At 63.5% G+C, this 15,866-nt stretch carries 11 protein-coding genes; 9 read left to right on the top strand and 2 right to left on the bottom strand.

Features of this window, described 5'->3' with window-relative positions; genetic code table 11:
• The first annotated feature begins 704 nt into the window (after positions 1 to 704).
• The 7 genes from dnaA to gyrB all read left to right on the top strand — a co-directional run bounded on the left by dnaA (position 705) and on the right by gyrB (position 8,334).
• Positions 705 to 2,159 (top strand): chromosomal replication initiator protein DnaA, encoded by a 1,455-nt coding sequence (gene dnaA, locus CCK88_RS14960; RefSeq protein WP_086471382.1) that lies wholly within the window; start codon positions 705 to 707, stop codon positions 2,157 to 2,159.
• Between the two features lie 254 nt (positions 2,160 to 2,413).
• Positions 2,414 to 2,791, top strand: coding sequence for a hypothetical protein (locus CCK88_RS14955; protein ID WP_086471381.1), 378 nt, complete (start codon positions 2,414 to 2,416; stop codon positions 2,789 to 2,791).
• A 123-nt stretch (positions 2,792 to 2,914) separates the two neighbouring features.
• The gene (dnaN, locus tag CCK88_RS14950) at positions 2,915 to 4,036 is read left to right on the top strand and encodes a DNA polymerase III subunit beta (RefSeq protein ID WP_086471991.1); all 1,122 of its coding nucleotides are present in this window, start codon (positions 2,915 to 2,917) and stop codon (positions 4,034 to 4,036) included.
• A 61-nt stretch (positions 4,037 to 4,097) separates the two neighbouring features.
• Positions 4,098 to 4,367 (top strand): CopG family ribbon-helix-helix protein, encoded by a 270-nt coding sequence (locus tag CCK88_RS14945; protein WP_086471380.1) that lies wholly within the window; start codon positions 4,098 to 4,100, stop codon positions 4,365 to 4,367.
• A complete protein-coding gene (locus tag CCK88_RS14940; RefSeq protein ID WP_086471379.1) occupies positions 4,364 to 4,669 on the top strand; it encodes a type II toxin-antitoxin system RelE/ParE family toxin in 306 nt (101 codons plus the stop codon). Before CCK88_RS14945 ends, CCK88_RS14940 begins: the two co-directional genes overlap by 4 nt.
• The gene (recF, locus tag CCK88_RS14935) at positions 4,666 to 5,781 is read left to right on the top strand and encodes a DNA replication/repair protein RecF (RefSeq protein ID WP_086471378.1); all 1,116 of its coding nucleotides are present in this window, start codon (positions 4,666 to 4,668) and stop codon (positions 5,779 to 5,781) included. Before CCK88_RS14940 ends, recF begins: the two co-directional genes overlap by 4 nt.
• A 99-nt stretch (positions 5,782 to 5,880) precedes the next feature.
• A complete protein-coding gene (gene gyrB / locus CCK88_RS14930; RefSeq protein ID WP_086471377.1) occupies positions 5,881 to 8,334 on the top strand; it encodes a DNA topoisomerase (ATP-hydrolyzing) subunit B in 2,454 nt (817 codons plus the stop codon).
• A 9-nt stretch (positions 8,335 to 8,343) separates the two neighbouring features.
• Here gyrB and CCK88_RS14925 read toward each other — a convergent pair whose 3' ends face one another.
• Positions 8,344 to 11,064 (bottom strand): DUF4431 domain-containing protein, encoded by a 2,721-nt coding sequence (locus CCK88_RS14925; protein WP_170926512.1) that lies wholly within the window; start codon positions 11,062 to 11,064, stop codon positions 8,344 to 8,346.
• Between the two features lie 161 nt (positions 11,065 to 11,225).
• On the opposite strand from CCK88_RS14925, the gene CCK88_RS14920 reads away from it, so the two are divergent.
• Positions 11,226 to 12,248: an LLM class flavin-dependent oxidoreductase gene (locus tag CCK88_RS14920; RefSeq protein WP_086471375.1), complete on the top strand. Its 1,023-nt coding sequence runs from the start codon at positions 11,226 to 11,228 to the stop codon at positions 12,246 to 12,248.
• On the opposite strand, the gene CCK88_RS14915 is transcribed toward CCK88_RS14920, so the two are convergent.
• Positions 12,245 to 12,772 carry a hypothetical protein gene (locus CCK88_RS14915; RefSeq protein WP_140049009.1) on the bottom strand — a complete coding sequence of 176 codons (528 nt, stop codon included), beginning with the start codon at positions 12,770 to 12,772 and terminating at the stop codon, positions 12,245 to 12,247. The two genes, CCK88_RS14920 and CCK88_RS14915, sit on opposite strands and share 4 nt — an antisense overlap.
• 251 nt (positions 12,773 to 13,023) lie before the next feature.
• Here CCK88_RS14915 and CCK88_RS14910 point away from each other — a divergent pair, with 251 nt between their 5' ends.
• Positions 13,024 to 15,795, top strand: a complete 2,772-nt coding sequence (locus CCK88_RS14910) for a PBP1A family penicillin-binding protein (protein WP_086471373.1) — start codon at positions 13,024 to 13,026, stop codon at positions 15,793 to 15,795.
• The last annotated feature ends 71 nt before the right edge of the window (positions 15,796 to 15,866 follow it).

The raw sequence follows: 15,866 nt of genomic DNA, 5'->3' as shown, positions 1-15,866 counted from the left end.
TGCCTGGCACGGGCTACAAAGCCCGCTGGTAACACCCGGTTGAAATAATATTTTAACCTCTTCGCGACCGCTAAGTGTTCGATTCTGCCTTGAGTCACAGGGTCTTGCCGGACCCTAGTTTTCAGCCTCCGCGGACCCCGAAAAAGCAGTGTTAGAGTCAAGACCCTTTTTCAACGATTCACGTCTTGCTGCTCCAATATCTGGCCGCTAGGGTACTTTGGCCAACGGGGAAAAAGAGGGGTGGAACGACCCTCCCGACCCAGAGGCGGGCAGACGCAAGGACGCTCGAGTTTGGGGTAGTTCCGGATGTTATCACCGGAGTTTTCAGCCAGAGATTTTTGGGTTGGGCCGCCTTCGGACGGTCAGTCAAATTTGAGTTGGTAGCGTTCATTCGACATCGGCCGGGGCAGGCCGGGTTCAGGTGAAAGGTCAAGTGGAAGACGGGGGCAGGTGATGCCACCGCACAGGAAACATGCGCCTGCGCGAGCAGGGGCAGGGGCGAAGCCGTGTCCAAAACAACCGGGCCATCAGGGACCGGAAGGACACATCAATATAACAGGGGCTTTCCGGCTATGCGGGCCGGACAAGGCGGCAACAGAATGGGGCTAGACACGATGATGCGACAGGCGACCGCGGGAAGGGACGATTGGGCCGATACCAATTCCTCCTCTCCCTCCACTTCCAGCAAAGGCGGCAATCCTGTCATGGCCACTCCCGACGTCTCCATTCCCGATCACCGCGAACTCTGGGTTCGCGTCCGTGCACGCCTCAAGGCTGCTGTCGGTGAAGACGTCTTTGCCTCCTGGTTCGCCCGGCTCGAGCTCGAGGAAATCGTCGATGACCTGGTGCATCTGAGTGCTCCGACACGTTTCCTTTGTTCCTGGGTTCAGTCCAACTACGCCGACCGCATCGTCGAAGCCTTCCGCAACGATATTCCCGAGGCCGCACGCCTTCAGGTGACGATGCGCGTTAACGGCCAGGCCCGGCCGCGCCTGGCGCCTGTCGCCGAAGTGGCTCCCGAAGCACCTGCTGCAACCGAGACCACGCCCGCGCCTGTCGCTGCCGTGACCGCCATGCCGCGCCTTGTAAGGGACAATGCCAAGTCCGGCGACGCTCTCAATGGCAGCGCCATCGATCCGCGCATGACCTTCGATACTTTCGTGGCCGGCTCGGCCAACGAAATGGCCTTCGGCGTCGCCAAGCAGATCGCCAGTGCCGCCATCAACAATGCCGTCACTTTTAATCCGGTCTACATTCACTCCACCGTTGGTCTCGGCAAATCTCACCTGCTCAACGGCATTGCCCATGCGGTGAGCCAGGCGGACCCGTCCAAGAATATCGTCTACCTGACGGCCGACCACTTCATGTACCATTTCATCACCGCCGTGCAGCGCCAGAGCGCGCTCGGCTTCAAGGAATGGCTGCGCCGCGTCGATCTGCTGCTGATCGATGACATGCAGTTCCTTCAGGGCAAGTCGGCCACCGAATTCGGCCATACGCTGGGAGCGCTGCTGACCGGCGCCAAGCAGGTGGTGGTGGCCGGCGATGCCCCGCCGCGCGATCTCGAAATGCTCGACGAGCGCGTGCGCTCGCGCCTGTCCGGCGGCCTTGTTGTCCCGATCTCGTCCTTCGATCATGACCTGCGTCGCGACATCGTCCAGCGCCGCGCCGATCAGGCCACGGCCCGGTTCGGTCTGCATTTCCCGGGCCCGGTCGTCGACTACATCGCCCGCTCGGTGATCAGCCACGGCCGCGATCTCGATGGCGCCGTCAACCGCCTCGTCGCCGCCTACCAGCTGACCGGCGAACTGGTGACCGTGCCGCTTGCCGAAAAAACCTTGGCCGACCTCATCCGTGCCCGCGACGCCAAGCGCGTCCGCATCGAGGACATCCTCAAGATCGTCTCGCGCCACTACAAGGTGCCGCGGAATGAACTGCTCTCGGCCCGCCGCTCGCGCGACGTGGTGCGCCCGCGCCAGATCGCCATGTATCTGGCCAAGGCGCTCACCAGCCGCTCGCTGCCCGAAATCGGCCGTCGCTTCGGTGGTCGCGACCACACCACGGTCCTCCACTCGGTTCGCAAGGTCGAACAGATGATCAAGGACGATATGGAACTGGGCCAGGAAATCGAACTCCTGAAGCGCATGCTGGAGGAGTGAGGTCCGGCGGTGGGCTTGACCGTCGCAAAATCGCTCCGGTTGAGCGATTTTAGGACCGAACGCCCGGAGAGCTATGCTCGCAGGGCACGACGCCCCGGTGTCCTTCACGGTCGCGCCAAAAGCGCGTCCGGTCTTTTCCCCACCCGCTCGCTGATGGCATGTGCGGTGGGCGCCCGGTCACGTCTCTGCTGTGAGCTGTGTGTAAGCCGCAAAGGCGCCATAATCTGAACGCGTCCGCAGGGCAGGGACTGTCCATGCTTCGCTTCGCCCTTCTGCTGCCGCTCCTGCTCGTCGTAACCCCATCTGTGGCGGAGGACCTGACGCCTGCGCAGCTGGCGGAGCAGAACCTTGCCATTGCCGTGTCCGTCCAGGAGCAGCTGCTGGGCTGCTGGACCCTGCCTCCTGGATATGAGGATCGCACCATATCGGTTCGCCTCGCCTTCTTTGGCGACGGGACGCTCGATGGCGATCCCTTCATCGACCCACAGAGCGAACGCACGGCGGGCAAGTATCCGGTGCTGATGCAATCGGTGGTGCGCGCCATTCAGCGCTGCCTGCCTTTTGCGGAGCTCGAGGCCCTGGGCGCGGCCTCTGGCGAGCGTTTCGACATCACCGTGCATTTCCGCAGCTGACATCCACAGCTTGGGTGCGACCAGAAGCCTGCTGGCCTTGCCAATTTCTTATGAAACTGTAAACGTCCAACCCCGGCCGGTTGCCGGGTTTTTGCCGCCGCGTATGCCAGGAAGATGAACTCCATGAAAGTCACGCTCGAACGCAATCATCTGCTCAAGTCGCTGAGCCATGTGCATCGGGTGGTTGAACGCCGCAACACCTATCCCATCCTGGCCAACGTCCTGTTCAAAGCCAGCGACGATCGTGTCGAACTGCGCGCCACCGACCTCGATATCGAGGTGACGGAAAGCGTCCCGGCCATGGTTTCGACCCCGGGCTCGACCACGGTTCCGGCGCACACGCTCTACGAGATCGTCCGCAAGCTGGCTGATGGCGCTGAAGTCCGCCTCGAAACCGATGGCGGCGAGAACATGGTTCTCACCTCCGGCCGCTCGCGCTTCAACCTCGCCTGCCTCTCCCCCGACAGCTTCCCCGATCTCAAGTCCGGCGCCTTCGCGCATGACTTCGACATCGCCGCCGCATCGCTGCGCGAGCTGATCGAGCGCACCCAGTTCGCCATCTCCAACGAAGAAACCCGCTACTATCTCAACGGCATCTATTTCCATGCCGTGGAGAACAGCGCTTCGGGCAGCCTCTTCCGCGCCGTCGCGACTGACGGCCACCGCATGGCGCGCGCCGAGATCGCGGCGCCCTCGGGCGCTTCGGGCATGAGCGGCATCATCGTCCCCAAAAAGACCGTCGGCGAAGTCCAGAAGCTGCTCGACGGCATCGACGGCGACGTCCATGTCGAGGTCAGTGACACCAAGATCCGCTTCACCGTGGGTCCGGTCGTTCTGCTTTCCAAGCTCATCGAGGGCACCTTCCCCGATTATGACCGGGTGACGCCCAAGAACAACGACAAGCAGATGCTGGTCGACAAGGCCGGCTTCGCCGTGGCCGTGGATCGCGTCTCTACCATTGCCTCCGATCGCGGCGGCAAGGCGGTCAAGCTCCAGGCCCGCGATGGCCTGCTCGAGCTTTCGGTCACCAATCCCGACCACGGCACGGCATCCGAGGAAGTGGCTGTCGATTTCGACACCGATGGCTTCGAGATCGGCTTCAACGCCCGGTACCTGCTCGACATCATCCAGCAGATCCGTTCCGAAAGCGCCGTCTTCCTGTTCAACGACGCCAATTCGCCGACGCTGGTGAAGGAAGAAGGCGAGGCCAACGCGCTTTACGTCCTGATGCCGATGCGGGTGTAAGCATTGAGGGTTAAACTGCTCTGTGTTAGGTTGTGTACATCCCAACACAGAACCCAGTCCGATGTCTGCTAGCACAACGATGACCATACGCCTCGCGCCCGAGGTTAAGGAAAAGCTCGACCGGATCGCCACTGACACAAGGCGCAGCAAGTCGTTTCTTGCTGGGGAGGCCGTGGCCGCTTATGTCGACCGCGAGCTCGAAATCATCGACGGGATCAAGCGCGGTCTGGGTGATGCCGCGGCAGGCAGGCTGGTGCCCCATGACGAGGCAGTGGCTCAGATGCGGGACGTTGTTGAGAAAGCCAGGCGAAGCAAAGACACCAACGCATGAGGCCAGTTTTCTGGTCGGTGGAAGCGCAGCGCGACAACCTGGAAATCCTGACCTATCTGGCAGCCGATAATCCCGGTGCGGCAGATCGCGTTGTCGACGCGATCGCAGAGGCTGGAACGGCGTTGGGGCGTTTCGCTACAGGCAAACCTGGTCGCGTGCTCGGAACCTATGAAAAGCCCCTGGCGCGCTATCCCTATGTGATCGCTTATGCGGTGCAGCTGGTCGACGGCATCGAAAGCATAGTTATCGTGCGCGTCATCCACATGGCGCGCGATTGGCCGAGCGAAGACTGGCCCGAATGATCCGCCACATCTCCCGCCTGCGCCTGACTGCTTTTCGCAACTATGCCTCGGCCGCGCTCGATCTCGACGAGCGTCATGTCGTGCTGACCGGGCCCAATGGGTCGGGCAAGACGAACCTGCTCGAGGCCGTTTCGGTGCTCTCTCCCGGCCGTGGTCTGCGTGGGGCGAGCTTCGATACCCTGCAGTCGCAGGGCTCCGACATGCCCTGGGCCGTTGCCGCTACCGTCGAGACCGATAGTGGCCCCTCCGACATCGGCACCGGGGCGCTGACCGATGGCGGCCGGCGAGTGCGCATCAACGGCGCCAATGCGCGGTCCATCGAGGCAATGAGCGATTATCTGCGGGTGCTGTGGCTAACCCCCAGCATGGATGGCCTGTTCTCCGGCCCTGCGGGCGAGCGCCGGCGCTTTCTCGATCGCCTGGTGACAACGCTCATCCCCTCCCATTCCTCGGCCGTGTCCGACTTCGAAAAGGCCATGCGGCAGCGCAACAGGCTGCTCGAGGAAGAGGCCGACCCGCGCTGGCTGGCGGCGATCGAGGCGCAGATGGCCGAGCTCGGTGCCTCCATCCATCTCAACCGGACCGACAGCCTGCAGCACCTTCAGGCGCTGATCGCCGAAAGTCTCGACGACGGCAGCTTTCCGGCTGCACGGCTGGCGCTGACGCCGCTGTTCGAGGATGGGGCCCAGCCTGCCACCTCCTCGGCTCTCGAGGCCTTGCTGATGCAGCGCTGGCATGCGGCGCGGGGGCTTGATCGAGCGGCCGGGCGCACCACATCAGGGCCACACCGGGTCGACCTGGAGGTCGTGCATGCCCAAAAGGCCATGCCGGCGGCGCTGGGCTCGACGGGCGAGCAGAAGGCCCTGCTGATCGGTCTCATCCTCGCCCATGCCCGCCTCGTGCGCCTGCGAACCGGGATCGTGCCGTTTCTGCTGCTCGACGAGATCGCCGCCCATCTCGATCCGGATCGCCGGCGCGCCTTGTTTGCGGCGCTGGATGGCCTCGGGACGCAGTGCTTCCTCACCGGCACCGATGCGCTTCTCTTCGAGGCGCTCGAAGATCGGGCGCAGCGGATTTCGGTACGCGACGGGCGGCTCTCGCACGAGGGGTGACTATCCCCGGCAAAAGCCGCGCAAACGGCCAAAATCCTTGGGGTTTCGGCCCCATTCCGCTAGAACATTTGTCACGTGAAATCGACTGATTCGGACCCCATGAGCGACAGCGAAAATCCGACCCCGAGTGAATATGGCGCCGACAGCATCAAGGTGCTCAAGGGCCTCGATGCCGTGCGCAAGCGCCCGGGCATGTATATCGGGGATACCGACGACGGTTCGGGCCTGCATCACATGGTCTACGAAGTCGTCGACAATGCCATCGACGAGGCGCTGGCGGGTCATGCCGACCTCGTGACGGTGACGCTCAATGCCGATGGGTCCTGCTCGGTCAACGACAATGGTCGCGGCATTCCGACTGGCATCCATGCCTCCGAAGGCGTGTCAGCTGCCGAAGTCATCATGACCCAGCTTCATGCCGGCGGAAAGTTCGACCAGAACTCCTACAAGGTCTCGGGCGGTCTGCACGGCGTGGGCGTTTCGGTGGTGAACGCCCTTTCGGTGTTCCTCAGGCTCAATATCCGTCGCGACGGGCAGATCCACGAAATGAGCTTCACGCACGGCGTCGCCGATGCGCCGCTCAAGGTCGTGGGGGATTACAAGGAAGACAAGCAGCCTGGCACCTATGAGGGGCGCTCGGGCTCGGAGATCACCTTCCTGCCCTCGACCGAAACCTTCACCATGGTGGAGTTCGACTTCAAGACGCTCGAACATCGCCTGCGCGAACTGGCCTTCCTCAATTCGGGCGTGCGCATTCACCTGCGCGACCATCGTCACCCTGAGCCGGTCGAGGTGGAGCTGTTCTACGAGGGCGGCCTCGAAGCCTTCGTCAAGTATCTCGACAAGTCCAAGGCGCCGGTCATCGAAACTCCGATCGTCATGCGCTCGGAAAAGGACGGCATCACCGTCGAAGTGGCGCTGCAGTGGAACGACAGCTACCACGAGAACGTGCTGTGCTTCACCAACAACATCCCGCAGCGCGATGGCGGCACGCACCTTGCGGGCCTGCGCGGCGCGCTGACGCGTCAGGTGACGGGCTACGCCACGTCCTCGGGCATTGCGAAAAAGGAAAAGGTCGAGCTTTCGGGTGACGATACGCGCGAAGGTCTCACCTGCGTGCTGTCGGTCAAGGTGCCGGATCCAAAATTCTCGTCCCAGACCAAGGACAAGCTTGTCTCGTCCGAAGTCCGCCCGGTGGTCGAGAACATCGTCAACGAAAAGCTCGGCCAGTGGTTTGAAGAGCACCCTAACGAGGCCAAGACCATCGTCGGCAAGGTGGTGGAAGCCGCTGCCGCGCGCGAAGCGGCTCGCAAGGCGCGCGAACTGACCCGCCGCAAGGGTGCGCTCGAAATCTCCTCGCTCCCGGGCAAGCTTGCGGACTGCCAGGAACGCGACCCCGCCAAGTCGGAGATCTTCATCGTCGAGGGTGACTCGGCCGGAGGTTCCGCCAAGCAGGGCCGCGACCGCTCCAACCAGGCGGTGCTGCCGCTGCGCGGCAAGATCCTCAATGTCGAGCGTGCACGCTTCGATCGCATGATCTCGTCCGATCAGGTCGGCACGCTGATCACCGCGCTCGGCACGGGCATCGGTCGCGAGGAGTTCAATCCCGACAAGCTGCGCTATCACAAGATCATCATCATGACGGACGCCGACGTCGACGGCGCTCATATCCGCACCTTGCTGCTGACCTTCTTCTACCGACAGACGCGCGAGCTGATCGAGCGCGGGCATATCTACATCGCCCAGCCGCCGCTCTACAAAGCCACCCGCGGACGGTCCGAACTCTATCTCAAGGACGAAGAGGCGCTGGAGAACTACCTGCTCGAGGGCGGGCTGGAGGATGCGGTGTTCCGCACCCGCGACGGCGCCGAACATGCCGGTCACGACCTTCTTGCCATCCTTCAGCAGTCGCGCGACATCGTGAAGGCCATCAACAATCTCAACCTGCGCTACAACCGCAATCTCGTGGAGCAGGCGGCCATCGTCGGCGGGCTCGATGCCGACGGCATGGCCGACCCCGAAAAGAGCGCTGAAACCCTCAAGCGCGTCGCCGGCCGCCTCGATCGCATCTCCGATGAGCTGGAACGCGGCTGGGCCGGCGCGATCAACGAGGATGATGCCCTTGCCTTCTCGCGTACCGTGCGCGGGGTGATGGAAACGCACTATATCGACCGCGCCCTGCTCCAGAGCGCCGATGCCCGCAAGCTTCGCCAGCTGGCCGAGCGCCTCGACGAGCTTTTCGGTGGGGTTCCGACGCTGACCCGCAAGGGCGAGACGATCAACATCTATGGCCCCGCCAGCCTCTTCAAGGCCGTGACCGATGCCGGGCGCAAGGGCGTATCGCTGCAACGCTACAAAGGTCTTGGCGAAATGAATGCCGAGCAGCTTTGGGAGACCACGCTCGATCCCAATGCCCGAACCCTGCTGCGCGTGGAAATGGGCCAGACCGACGAAGCCGACCAGATTTTCACCGCCCTCATGGGCGACCTGGTCGAGCCGCGCCGCGACTTCATCCAGGACAATGCGCTGAACGTCAGCAATCTCGACGTGTGACCGGATCGCTCACCGGGCCGGCAGATAGCCCAGTCCGGTGAGCGTCTCGACCATATCGGCGACAAAAGCCTCCGCTTCCATCGGCCCGCCCCAGTCCTTGGGTGGGCCGTTTTCATTGAACCTCCGGGTGATGACGCGCAGGGTCGAGTCGGCGGTGCCGATGCGGGCGCTCGTGGCCAACCAGCTCAGGCATGCCGCCTGCATCCAGCCCTGTTCTCCCCCGCACTGGGCAGAGCTCAGCTTGATGTCGTCCACCACCAGCGATCGAAACCGCGCTTCATGCGTGGCATCGACGATGCGCTCCCCGCTCTGCGCGAAAATCTGCAACGGACGGAATGACAGTCCCGGCGGTCCGTAGAGATAGTTGAAACGCTCGTCGGACTGCGGCACCTCGAAGCGGCCATCGCCGTCGAGGTCGTCCACCCTCCAGTAATCTCCATAGAAGCTGCCGAGCATTTGTGCCTCGGGGCGATCCGTCAGCGGCACCGCGAGGATGTCGGTGCAGCACGACGCGCCGCCCGTATATGACGAGACGATCAGCGTCATCGAACCATCGCCAGCCATCGGGTAGACGCCGAGGGCGCCCGTGCCACCCAGGCCGCCGGTGATCTCGGTTTCGAATAAGACGGCGCCGTCGCGCGAGCCGGTGAGCGTGACGGTCTGGTCGCCGTATTCGCCTCGCGCGGCCAGTGAGAGCTGGACATCACGATAGCGGAAGACCTGTGCTCGGTCCCGGCCCGACCAGTCTGCCAAGACGCCTGCTTCGAGCCCGGAAATCGGATTCTGCCGCACTTGGGAACGCTCGACACCGGCACGCTGCTGTGCAGCGCGATAGCTCGCGGTGCACTGAGAGACCGGCTCGTCATCGAATGCCAGACGGTTCTGCTCATCTCGGGTGACGGTGAATGCATACAGCGAAGGGGCATAGCCGGAATCGGAACACTCGGTTTCGACGTAAAGCGCGTCTCCGGTTTCGCTATAGGTGCTACTGCCGATGTGACAGGTGATCAGCCCGGATTCGAAGCGGCCTTCGAACAACCACGTGCCCCCGAAAACCGCAAACAGTTCGGGATTGAAATCCGGCGATGATCCGCACTGGTCGTAGTAGATCACCTTGCCCAGGCCGAGAAGGTCCCGATCGTGCTCGATCCCCTGCCAGTCCACCTCATGGCCATCACCATCCGGGCCGCCGGCCACGAACGCCTGTTGCGGATCGACGAGCGGGCCGTATTCCGCCAGCGCCGCGCCGATCGACTGCGGGCAGACCACGCCATAGCCGTCGAGCCCTTGGGACAGCATGGTGCCAAGGCGATAGGAAACGTTGCGCTCGCCATCGAGCCAGCAGGCATAGATGTCCCGTTGTCCGTAATCGATGAAGAGACTGCCACCATTGGCGGCAACGAAGCCGAAATGCCCATGCATGAGCATGGGCTTGCTGCGAATGGCGGCGAGCAGCGCCTGCGCAACAGCTGGCCGTTCCCGAAAGGCGTACTTCATGATCGGCAAATCGAACATCAGGCCGGCAGGGATCTGGCCGCGCCAATCCTTGAGCCGATCGAATTCCCGGTCGTAGTCGGCGGCGCTCAGCAGGGGCCGCTCGAGTTCGCCCACGGCGCAAAGCGCTTGGTAGACCTGCAAAGCCGTCGCGTAATCCGAAGCGCTGGAGCCATCGAGGACAGCGCCAGTGGCCAGGTTTACAATGTCGTATTCGGTCAGCGCACCCGGTGCACTTGTCCCCTTAAACTGAAAACGCGCGCCCAGCAGGTCGGTGAACACGCCCGTGGTGCAGTTGGCCGTGGCCGTCTCTGCGATGGACCGTGCCAGCTCTTCCTCGATGCAGCCCTGTGTCGGCGAGCCAGCAAAATAGGTGCAGAAGATATAGGCATCGCGCGGAGTGTGTTCGACGCTCATGACGGCATTGGTGGTGCCGCGGCCCGAAAACCGCTCGATCACCGCGGTCATCCCGACGCGTGATCCATAGGATGCGAGGTCGGCATGGGGCGGAACCAGAGCGATGCGCAGGGGCTCGCCATCGTGCATGGGCGAGGGCGGCATGCATCGCGTGAGCAAGGTGTCGTCATCGAGCAGCGCGCCCGTATCGGTCAGGCTCAGGCGGGATGTGGTCTCGAATTCTTCGCCTTCTGAAAAGCAGAGCCACTTGATCTCCTGCCCGGTGCCGTCCTTGTGGACGGCAGTGGCGGTGCAAAGCGACTCGTGGTGCCAGGAGGACAGCGAGCCGTTTGCGACGTAGAGTTCGGTAAATCGATCGGTTCGATGGTCGTTGTGCGGACGGAGGCAGCGCGCCGATCCGTCGACATATCGACCCTCGGCGATATCGATGTCGAGCGACGGAACGGCCTCGATGGTTTCCGCAACGAACAGGACCGGGGTCATGTGGTGAATAGAATGGGCCGAAAACGCCTCGCCCATCACCCGAACCGGCTTGCCGAGATTGGCCTCGAATGTATCCCAGAGGTCATCTCCGGATAGGACGAGATGGAGCCGCGTCTGCCCGCTGGCAGCTTCGCAGAGCAGGTCGTCTTCCGGGCAGACGAGGTCGATCGCATTGGCGAGCTCGAGCGCCACAAAGGACGTGCCGTGCTCCTCGAGGCGGACAAGCGTGCCATGCAGGACCTCGAGGGCGTGGGCCCCGACAGGCTGGTTCTGGCCGGACGCCGGCGCGAGGCTGCACATCAGCACGGCCAGCGCGCACAAAAATCTCGCAATCACCCCAGGTCCCTCCCCCACCGGGCACTGTGGCGGACGGCCTCGCGCAAGTCCAGATCGACACTTGTTCGAGGATCGAGACCAATTCGTTCCCCAAGCAAAGCTTTTACTAGCGCGTCGCGAGGCGTAATCAGGTCGGCGAACGAACATCTGCGAGGCGCCTCATGAAAAAGATCGGCTTTCTGTCCTTTGGCCATTGGAGCCCGTCGCCCAATTCCGGGACACGCAGTGCCGGCGATGCGCTGCTGCAATCCATCGATCTTGCTGTAGCGGCGGAGGAACTGGGCGCCGATGGCGCCTATTTCCGCGTGCACCATTTTGCCCGCCAGCTGGCCTCGCCCTTTCCGCTGCTCGCAGCTGCTGGCGCCAAGACCAAGCGCATCGAGCTCGGGACCGCCGTTATCGACATGCGCTACGAGAACCCGCTCTACATGGCCGAAGATGCCGGAGCGGCCGACCTGATCGTGGGTGGACGCCTGCAGCTGGGCATATCGCGTGGCTCGCCCGAACAGGTGATCGACGGGTGGCGCTATTTCGGCTTCCAGCCTGAAGAGGGCAAGACCGAACAGGACATGGCCCGCCAGCATGCGGAAGTCTTTCTGGAAGTACTCAAGGGTCAGGGCTTCGCGCAGCCCAATCCGCGCCCCATGTTTCCCAACCCGCCGGGCATGCTGCGCCTCGAGCCGCATTCCGAAGGCCTGCGCGAGCGCATCTGGTGGGGCGCGGCCAGCGACGCCACGGCGATCTGGGCGGCAAAGATGGGCATGTACCTCCAGTCCTCGACGCTGAAATTCGACGAAAGCGGCAAGCCGTTCCATATCCAGCAGGCCGAGCAGATCCGCGCCTATCGCGCCGCCTGGGCGGAAGCGGGCCATACGAGGGCTCCGCGCGTTTCCGTCAGCCGCTCCATCTTCGCGCTCGTGAGCGACGAGGATCGCCTCTATTTCGGGGCAGGGCGGCCCGAAGAGGACCAGTTCGGGTATATCGAGCCTGAAAAGCGGGCCGTCTTCGGTCGCGGCTATACGGGCGAACCGGACCAGCTCATCGAGGAACTGCGCAAGGACGAGGCCATTGCCGAGGCCGATACGCTGCTGCTGACGGTGCCGAACCAGCTGGGTGTCGAATACAACGCCCATGTCATCGAGAGCATTCTCAAATATGTCGCGCCGGCGCTGGGCTGGCGCTAGGGCAGGCTGAAGGCCGAAGCCGGACAATTATTGGCCTGCCAGTAGCGGTCGACAGGCGTGAATGCGCCTGTCGCCGCCGCTTCGACCCGCGCCGCGAAGGCCATGGCGCGGCATTCGTCGGGCCCGGCCACAACATGCACCATCTCGTGCAACACCGTGAGGCGCCGCAAGGCGGCTGTGCCGTCCGCCGAAAATTGCGGGCACACCACCATGCGGATGGTGCCGTCCTGTGGCGGCAGTTGCACATAGGCGGCGAAGCGTCCGCACGAGCCGCCGGCATCCCGGCTCTGATGAAGATCGAGCGCGATTTCGCCGCCCCAATAGGCGGACGCGAAACGTCCGGCCGTGAGAGCATCGCCATAGGCGGCCACGTCGACACCGAAGGCCTCGCGGCCCATCTGCGGACGGGCCTTGGCAAAAGCGGCGACGGCGTCGTTGAGTGCTGTCGTCACCGGGTCGGCCTGTGCTGCCTGAGGCAAAACAAAGAGGGCGGATAGTGCAAAGACGAGGGGCAGAAAGCGCATGGCGCGTTGGTTCAACTTCTTTGTGGCCGGGGCGTGGCTGTTGTTGCGCTGCAACAATGCCCGAAGACTTGAGAAAAGTCCCTTAAACCGGCCACATTTGCCATGGAGAAGCGTAGGCAACCGCTGCTGGACGCCCATCGAGCGATGAAGAGCCGGTCGGTCCGGCGTTAACCTCTTGGTGACCGTGAGTTTCCCTCGACGGGCGAACAGGGTAGAAGCAGCGTACTCCTTTTCCGCTTTAGGTTTGCCCGATGGATTTTCGCATTTCGGCCGATGACCGCGTTGGTGCTCCCAAGGCACGCCAGACCAAGCCGCAGGCCCGTCCTGCCGCCAAGGGGCAGCGTGTCGAGCCGAGCATGGGCCAGCCCGCCATGGGCCAGTCCATGGCGTTCTCGGTCGATGAAGTGCGCCCAAGTGGCCGCAACGGCGGCGGTGGTGGTGGCAGCAAGCCGCCCAAGGCCCCAAAACAACCCCGCAGGGGCAAGGCCGAACCCGCGCGCAATCGCAAGAAGAAGCGCTCCGGCGGCTTTCTCATGGGCCTCCTTTGGTGGGGCTTCGTAGCCTGCCTCTGGGGCGGCCTCGCCGTTATCGGCATCGTGGTCTATTATGGGGCGCAGCTCCCGGCATCCAACACCTGGGCCATTCCCGAGCGTCCCCCCAATATCCGGATCCTCGCGGCCGATGGCAGCCTGATTTCAAATCGCGGCCAGACCGGTGGCGAGGCCGTGACCTTCCGCGAACTGCCGCACTATGTGCCGGCCGCGTTCATCGCCTCGGAAGACCGCCGGTTCATGAGCCATTTCGGCGTCGACCCGATCGGTCTCCTGTCGGTGGCCGTCGAGTCCGTCCAGGCGCGAGAAGTGACGCGCGGTGCATCGACCCTGACCCAGCAGGTTGCCAAGAACCTCTTCCTGACTCCCGACCAGACCCTGGGCCGCAAGGTTCAGGAGGCCATTCTCGCGGTCTGGCTTGAGCAAAACTTCTCCAAGGAAGAAATCCTCGAACTCTACATGAACCGCGTCTATTTCGGCGCCGGTGCCTATGGCATCGAGGCTGCGGCGCAGACCTATTTCGGCGTTTCCGCGCGCAACCTGTCGCTCGGACAGGCGGCGATGCTGGTCGGCATTCTGCCTGCACCCTCGGCCTACAACCCCAAATCCAATCCCGATCGGGCGCGCGAGCGCCAGCAGATCGTACTCAACCTCATGGCACGTGAGGGCTACATTACCTCCGAGGAGGCCAATGCCGCCCGGATCGACCCCAATCAGACGATCCGCACCGTCGTCGCCGGCTCGGAATCCTACGTCGCCGACTGGGTCGAAAGCCTGATGACCGCCTATATCGGCGAGATCAAATCCGACGTCGTGGTGCAGACCACCATCGACTACAAGATGCAGCGCGACGCCGAGTTCATCGTCAAGGAAGCCGTCGCCAACGAGGGCCCTAATCGCGGCTTCAGCCAGGGTGCGCTGGTGGCCATGGACGTGGACGGCACGGTGCGTGCCATGGTCGGTGGCGTCGATTACCAGCAAAGCCAGTACAATCGTGCCGTGACGGCCAAGCGCCAACCCGGCTCGACCTTCAAGCCCTTCGTCTACATGGCCGCCATGGAAAAGGGCTATACGCCCGACACTTTGGCCGAGGACGCCCAGTTCGACTACAACGGCTGGAGCCCCCGCAATGCCAGCGGCAAGTATGCCGGTACCGTGACCCTGCGCCAGGGCCTGGCCTATTCGCTCAACACCATCGCCGGACGCCTCGCCATCGACGTCACCCCCGAAAAGGTGGTCGAGGTAGCCATGCGCATGGGCATTTCTTCCAACCTGACGCCGGTTCCCTCGATCGCCCTGGGAACCCAGGAAGTGAACCTGCTCGAGCTCACGAGCGCCTACGCGCCGTTTGCCAATGGCGGCAATGGCGTCATCCCCAACGTCATCACCAAGATCTCCGATGTCGAGGGCAATGTGCTGTACGAAGCCTCGACCGCGGGTCCTGGCCGGGTCATCGATCCCAATGTGCTGGCCGAGATGAACGACATGCTCAAGACGGCTGTGGAAGTCGGCACGGGCAAGGGCGCGAATCTGGGCGGCTGGGATTTCGGCGGCAAGACGGGCACCAGCCAGAATGCACGCGACGCGCTCTTTGTCGGGTACACCTCGGCTATGGTGACGGGCGTATGGCTCGGCAATGACAACGACACCAAGACCACGCTGTCCGGTGGCAATGTTCCGGCCAACATCTGGTCCGAATTCATGACCAAGGCGCATGCCGGCCGCTCCCCGACCGCCATCCCGGGCGGCTCCTATGCCGGGCAATTGATCGCCCAGCAGATGATCGACCCTGCGACCGGCCAGCCGGTGATCGACCCGGCTACGGGCCAGCCGCAGGTTCAGTATGTCGACGGCGGCACGGGTCAGCCGGTGCAGACCACGACCGATCCGGCCACCGGTCAGGTCGTGGCCATCGATCCCGCCACGGGCCTGCCTATCGACGGGCTGACGCCCATCAGTACGCAGGGCGGCAATCCGCCGATCCAGACCGGCACCATGGTCGATCCGGCGACCGGCCTGCCCGTTGGCCTGCAATACGATCCGGCCTCGGGCATGCAGTATGATCCGCAGACCGGTATCCAGTATGATCCGACGACAGGACAGCCAGTCCAGGGCCAGATCGACCCGGCAACGGGCCTGCCAATCGAAACCGTGCCGCAAAGTACGGGTGTCCAGTACGACGCCAACGGTCAGGCCATCGATCCGTTGACCGGTTTCCCGCTGCAGCAGCAGGCCACCGGCATGGAGGCCGCGCCGATCGATCCGCAGACCGGCCTGCCCATGGTGCTCGTTACCGATCCCGCCACCGGGCAGCAGGTCTGGGTGCCGAGCGCGCCCGCCACGCAGCAGCCGCAGCAGATCGTGCCGCAGGGTCAGATCATCCCGCCCGCCCAGGTGCAGCAGCAGCCCCAACAGGTCTACCAGGAGCCCCAGCGCCAACGGACGCTGATGGACCTGATCTTCGGCGGCTGATCCCAGCAAGCAGAACCACAAAAAAAGCCCCGGAGCGAACTCCGGGGCTTTTTGTTTGGCTAACATGCGGG

Origin of the sequence: Devosia lucknowensis, from assembly GCF_900177655.1 — a bacterium.
GTDB classification, from domain to species: Bacteria; Pseudomonadota; Alphaproteobacteria; order Rhizobiales; family Devosiaceae; genus Devosia; species Devosia lucknowensis.
Note: the sequence above shows the minus strand (reverse complement) of the source record. Positions and strands in the feature narration are given on the sequence as shown.

What these genes read in the sequence shown, in the direction of transcription:
- CCK88_RS14945 (WP_086471380.1), top strand. Translation starts at nt 4,098, where the DNA reads ATGTCTGCTAGCACAACGATGACCATACGCCTCGCGCCCGAGGTTAAG.
- CCK88_RS14920 (WP_086471375.1), top strand. Translation starts at nt 11,226, where the DNA reads ATGAAAAAGATCGGCTTTCTGTCCTTTGGCCATTGGAGCCCGTCGCCC.
- CCK88_RS14915 (WP_140049009.1), bottom strand. Translation starts at nt 12,772, where the DNA reads ATGCGCTTTCTGCCCCTCGTCTTTGCACTATCCGCCCTCTTTGTTTTG.
- recF (WP_086471378.1), top strand. Translation starts at nt 4,666, where the DNA reads ATGATCCGCCACATCTCCCGCCTGCGCCTGACTGCTTTTCGCAACTAT.
- CCK88_RS14940 (WP_086471379.1), top strand. Translation starts at nt 4,364, where the DNA reads ATGAGGCCAGTTTTCTGGTCGGTGGAAGCGCAGCGCGACAACCTGGAA.
- gyrB (WP_086471377.1), top strand. Translation starts at nt 5,881, where the DNA reads ATGAGCGACAGCGAAAATCCGACCCCGAGTGAATATGGCGCCGACAGC.
- CCK88_RS14910 (WP_086471373.1), top strand. Translation starts at nt 13,024, where the DNA reads ATGGATTTTCGCATTTCGGCCGATGACCGCGTTGGTGCTCCCAAGGCA.
- dnaA (WP_086471382.1), top strand. Translation starts at nt 705, where the DNA reads ATGGCCACTCCCGACGTCTCCATTCCCGATCACCGCGAACTCTGGGTT.
- CCK88_RS14955 (WP_086471381.1), top strand. Translation starts at nt 2,414, where the DNA reads ATGCTTCGCTTCGCCCTTCTGCTGCCGCTCCTGCTCGTCGTAACCCCA.
- dnaN (WP_086471991.1), top strand. Translation starts at nt 2,915, where the DNA reads ATGAAAGTCACGCTCGAACGCAATCATCTGCTCAAGTCGCTGAGCCAT.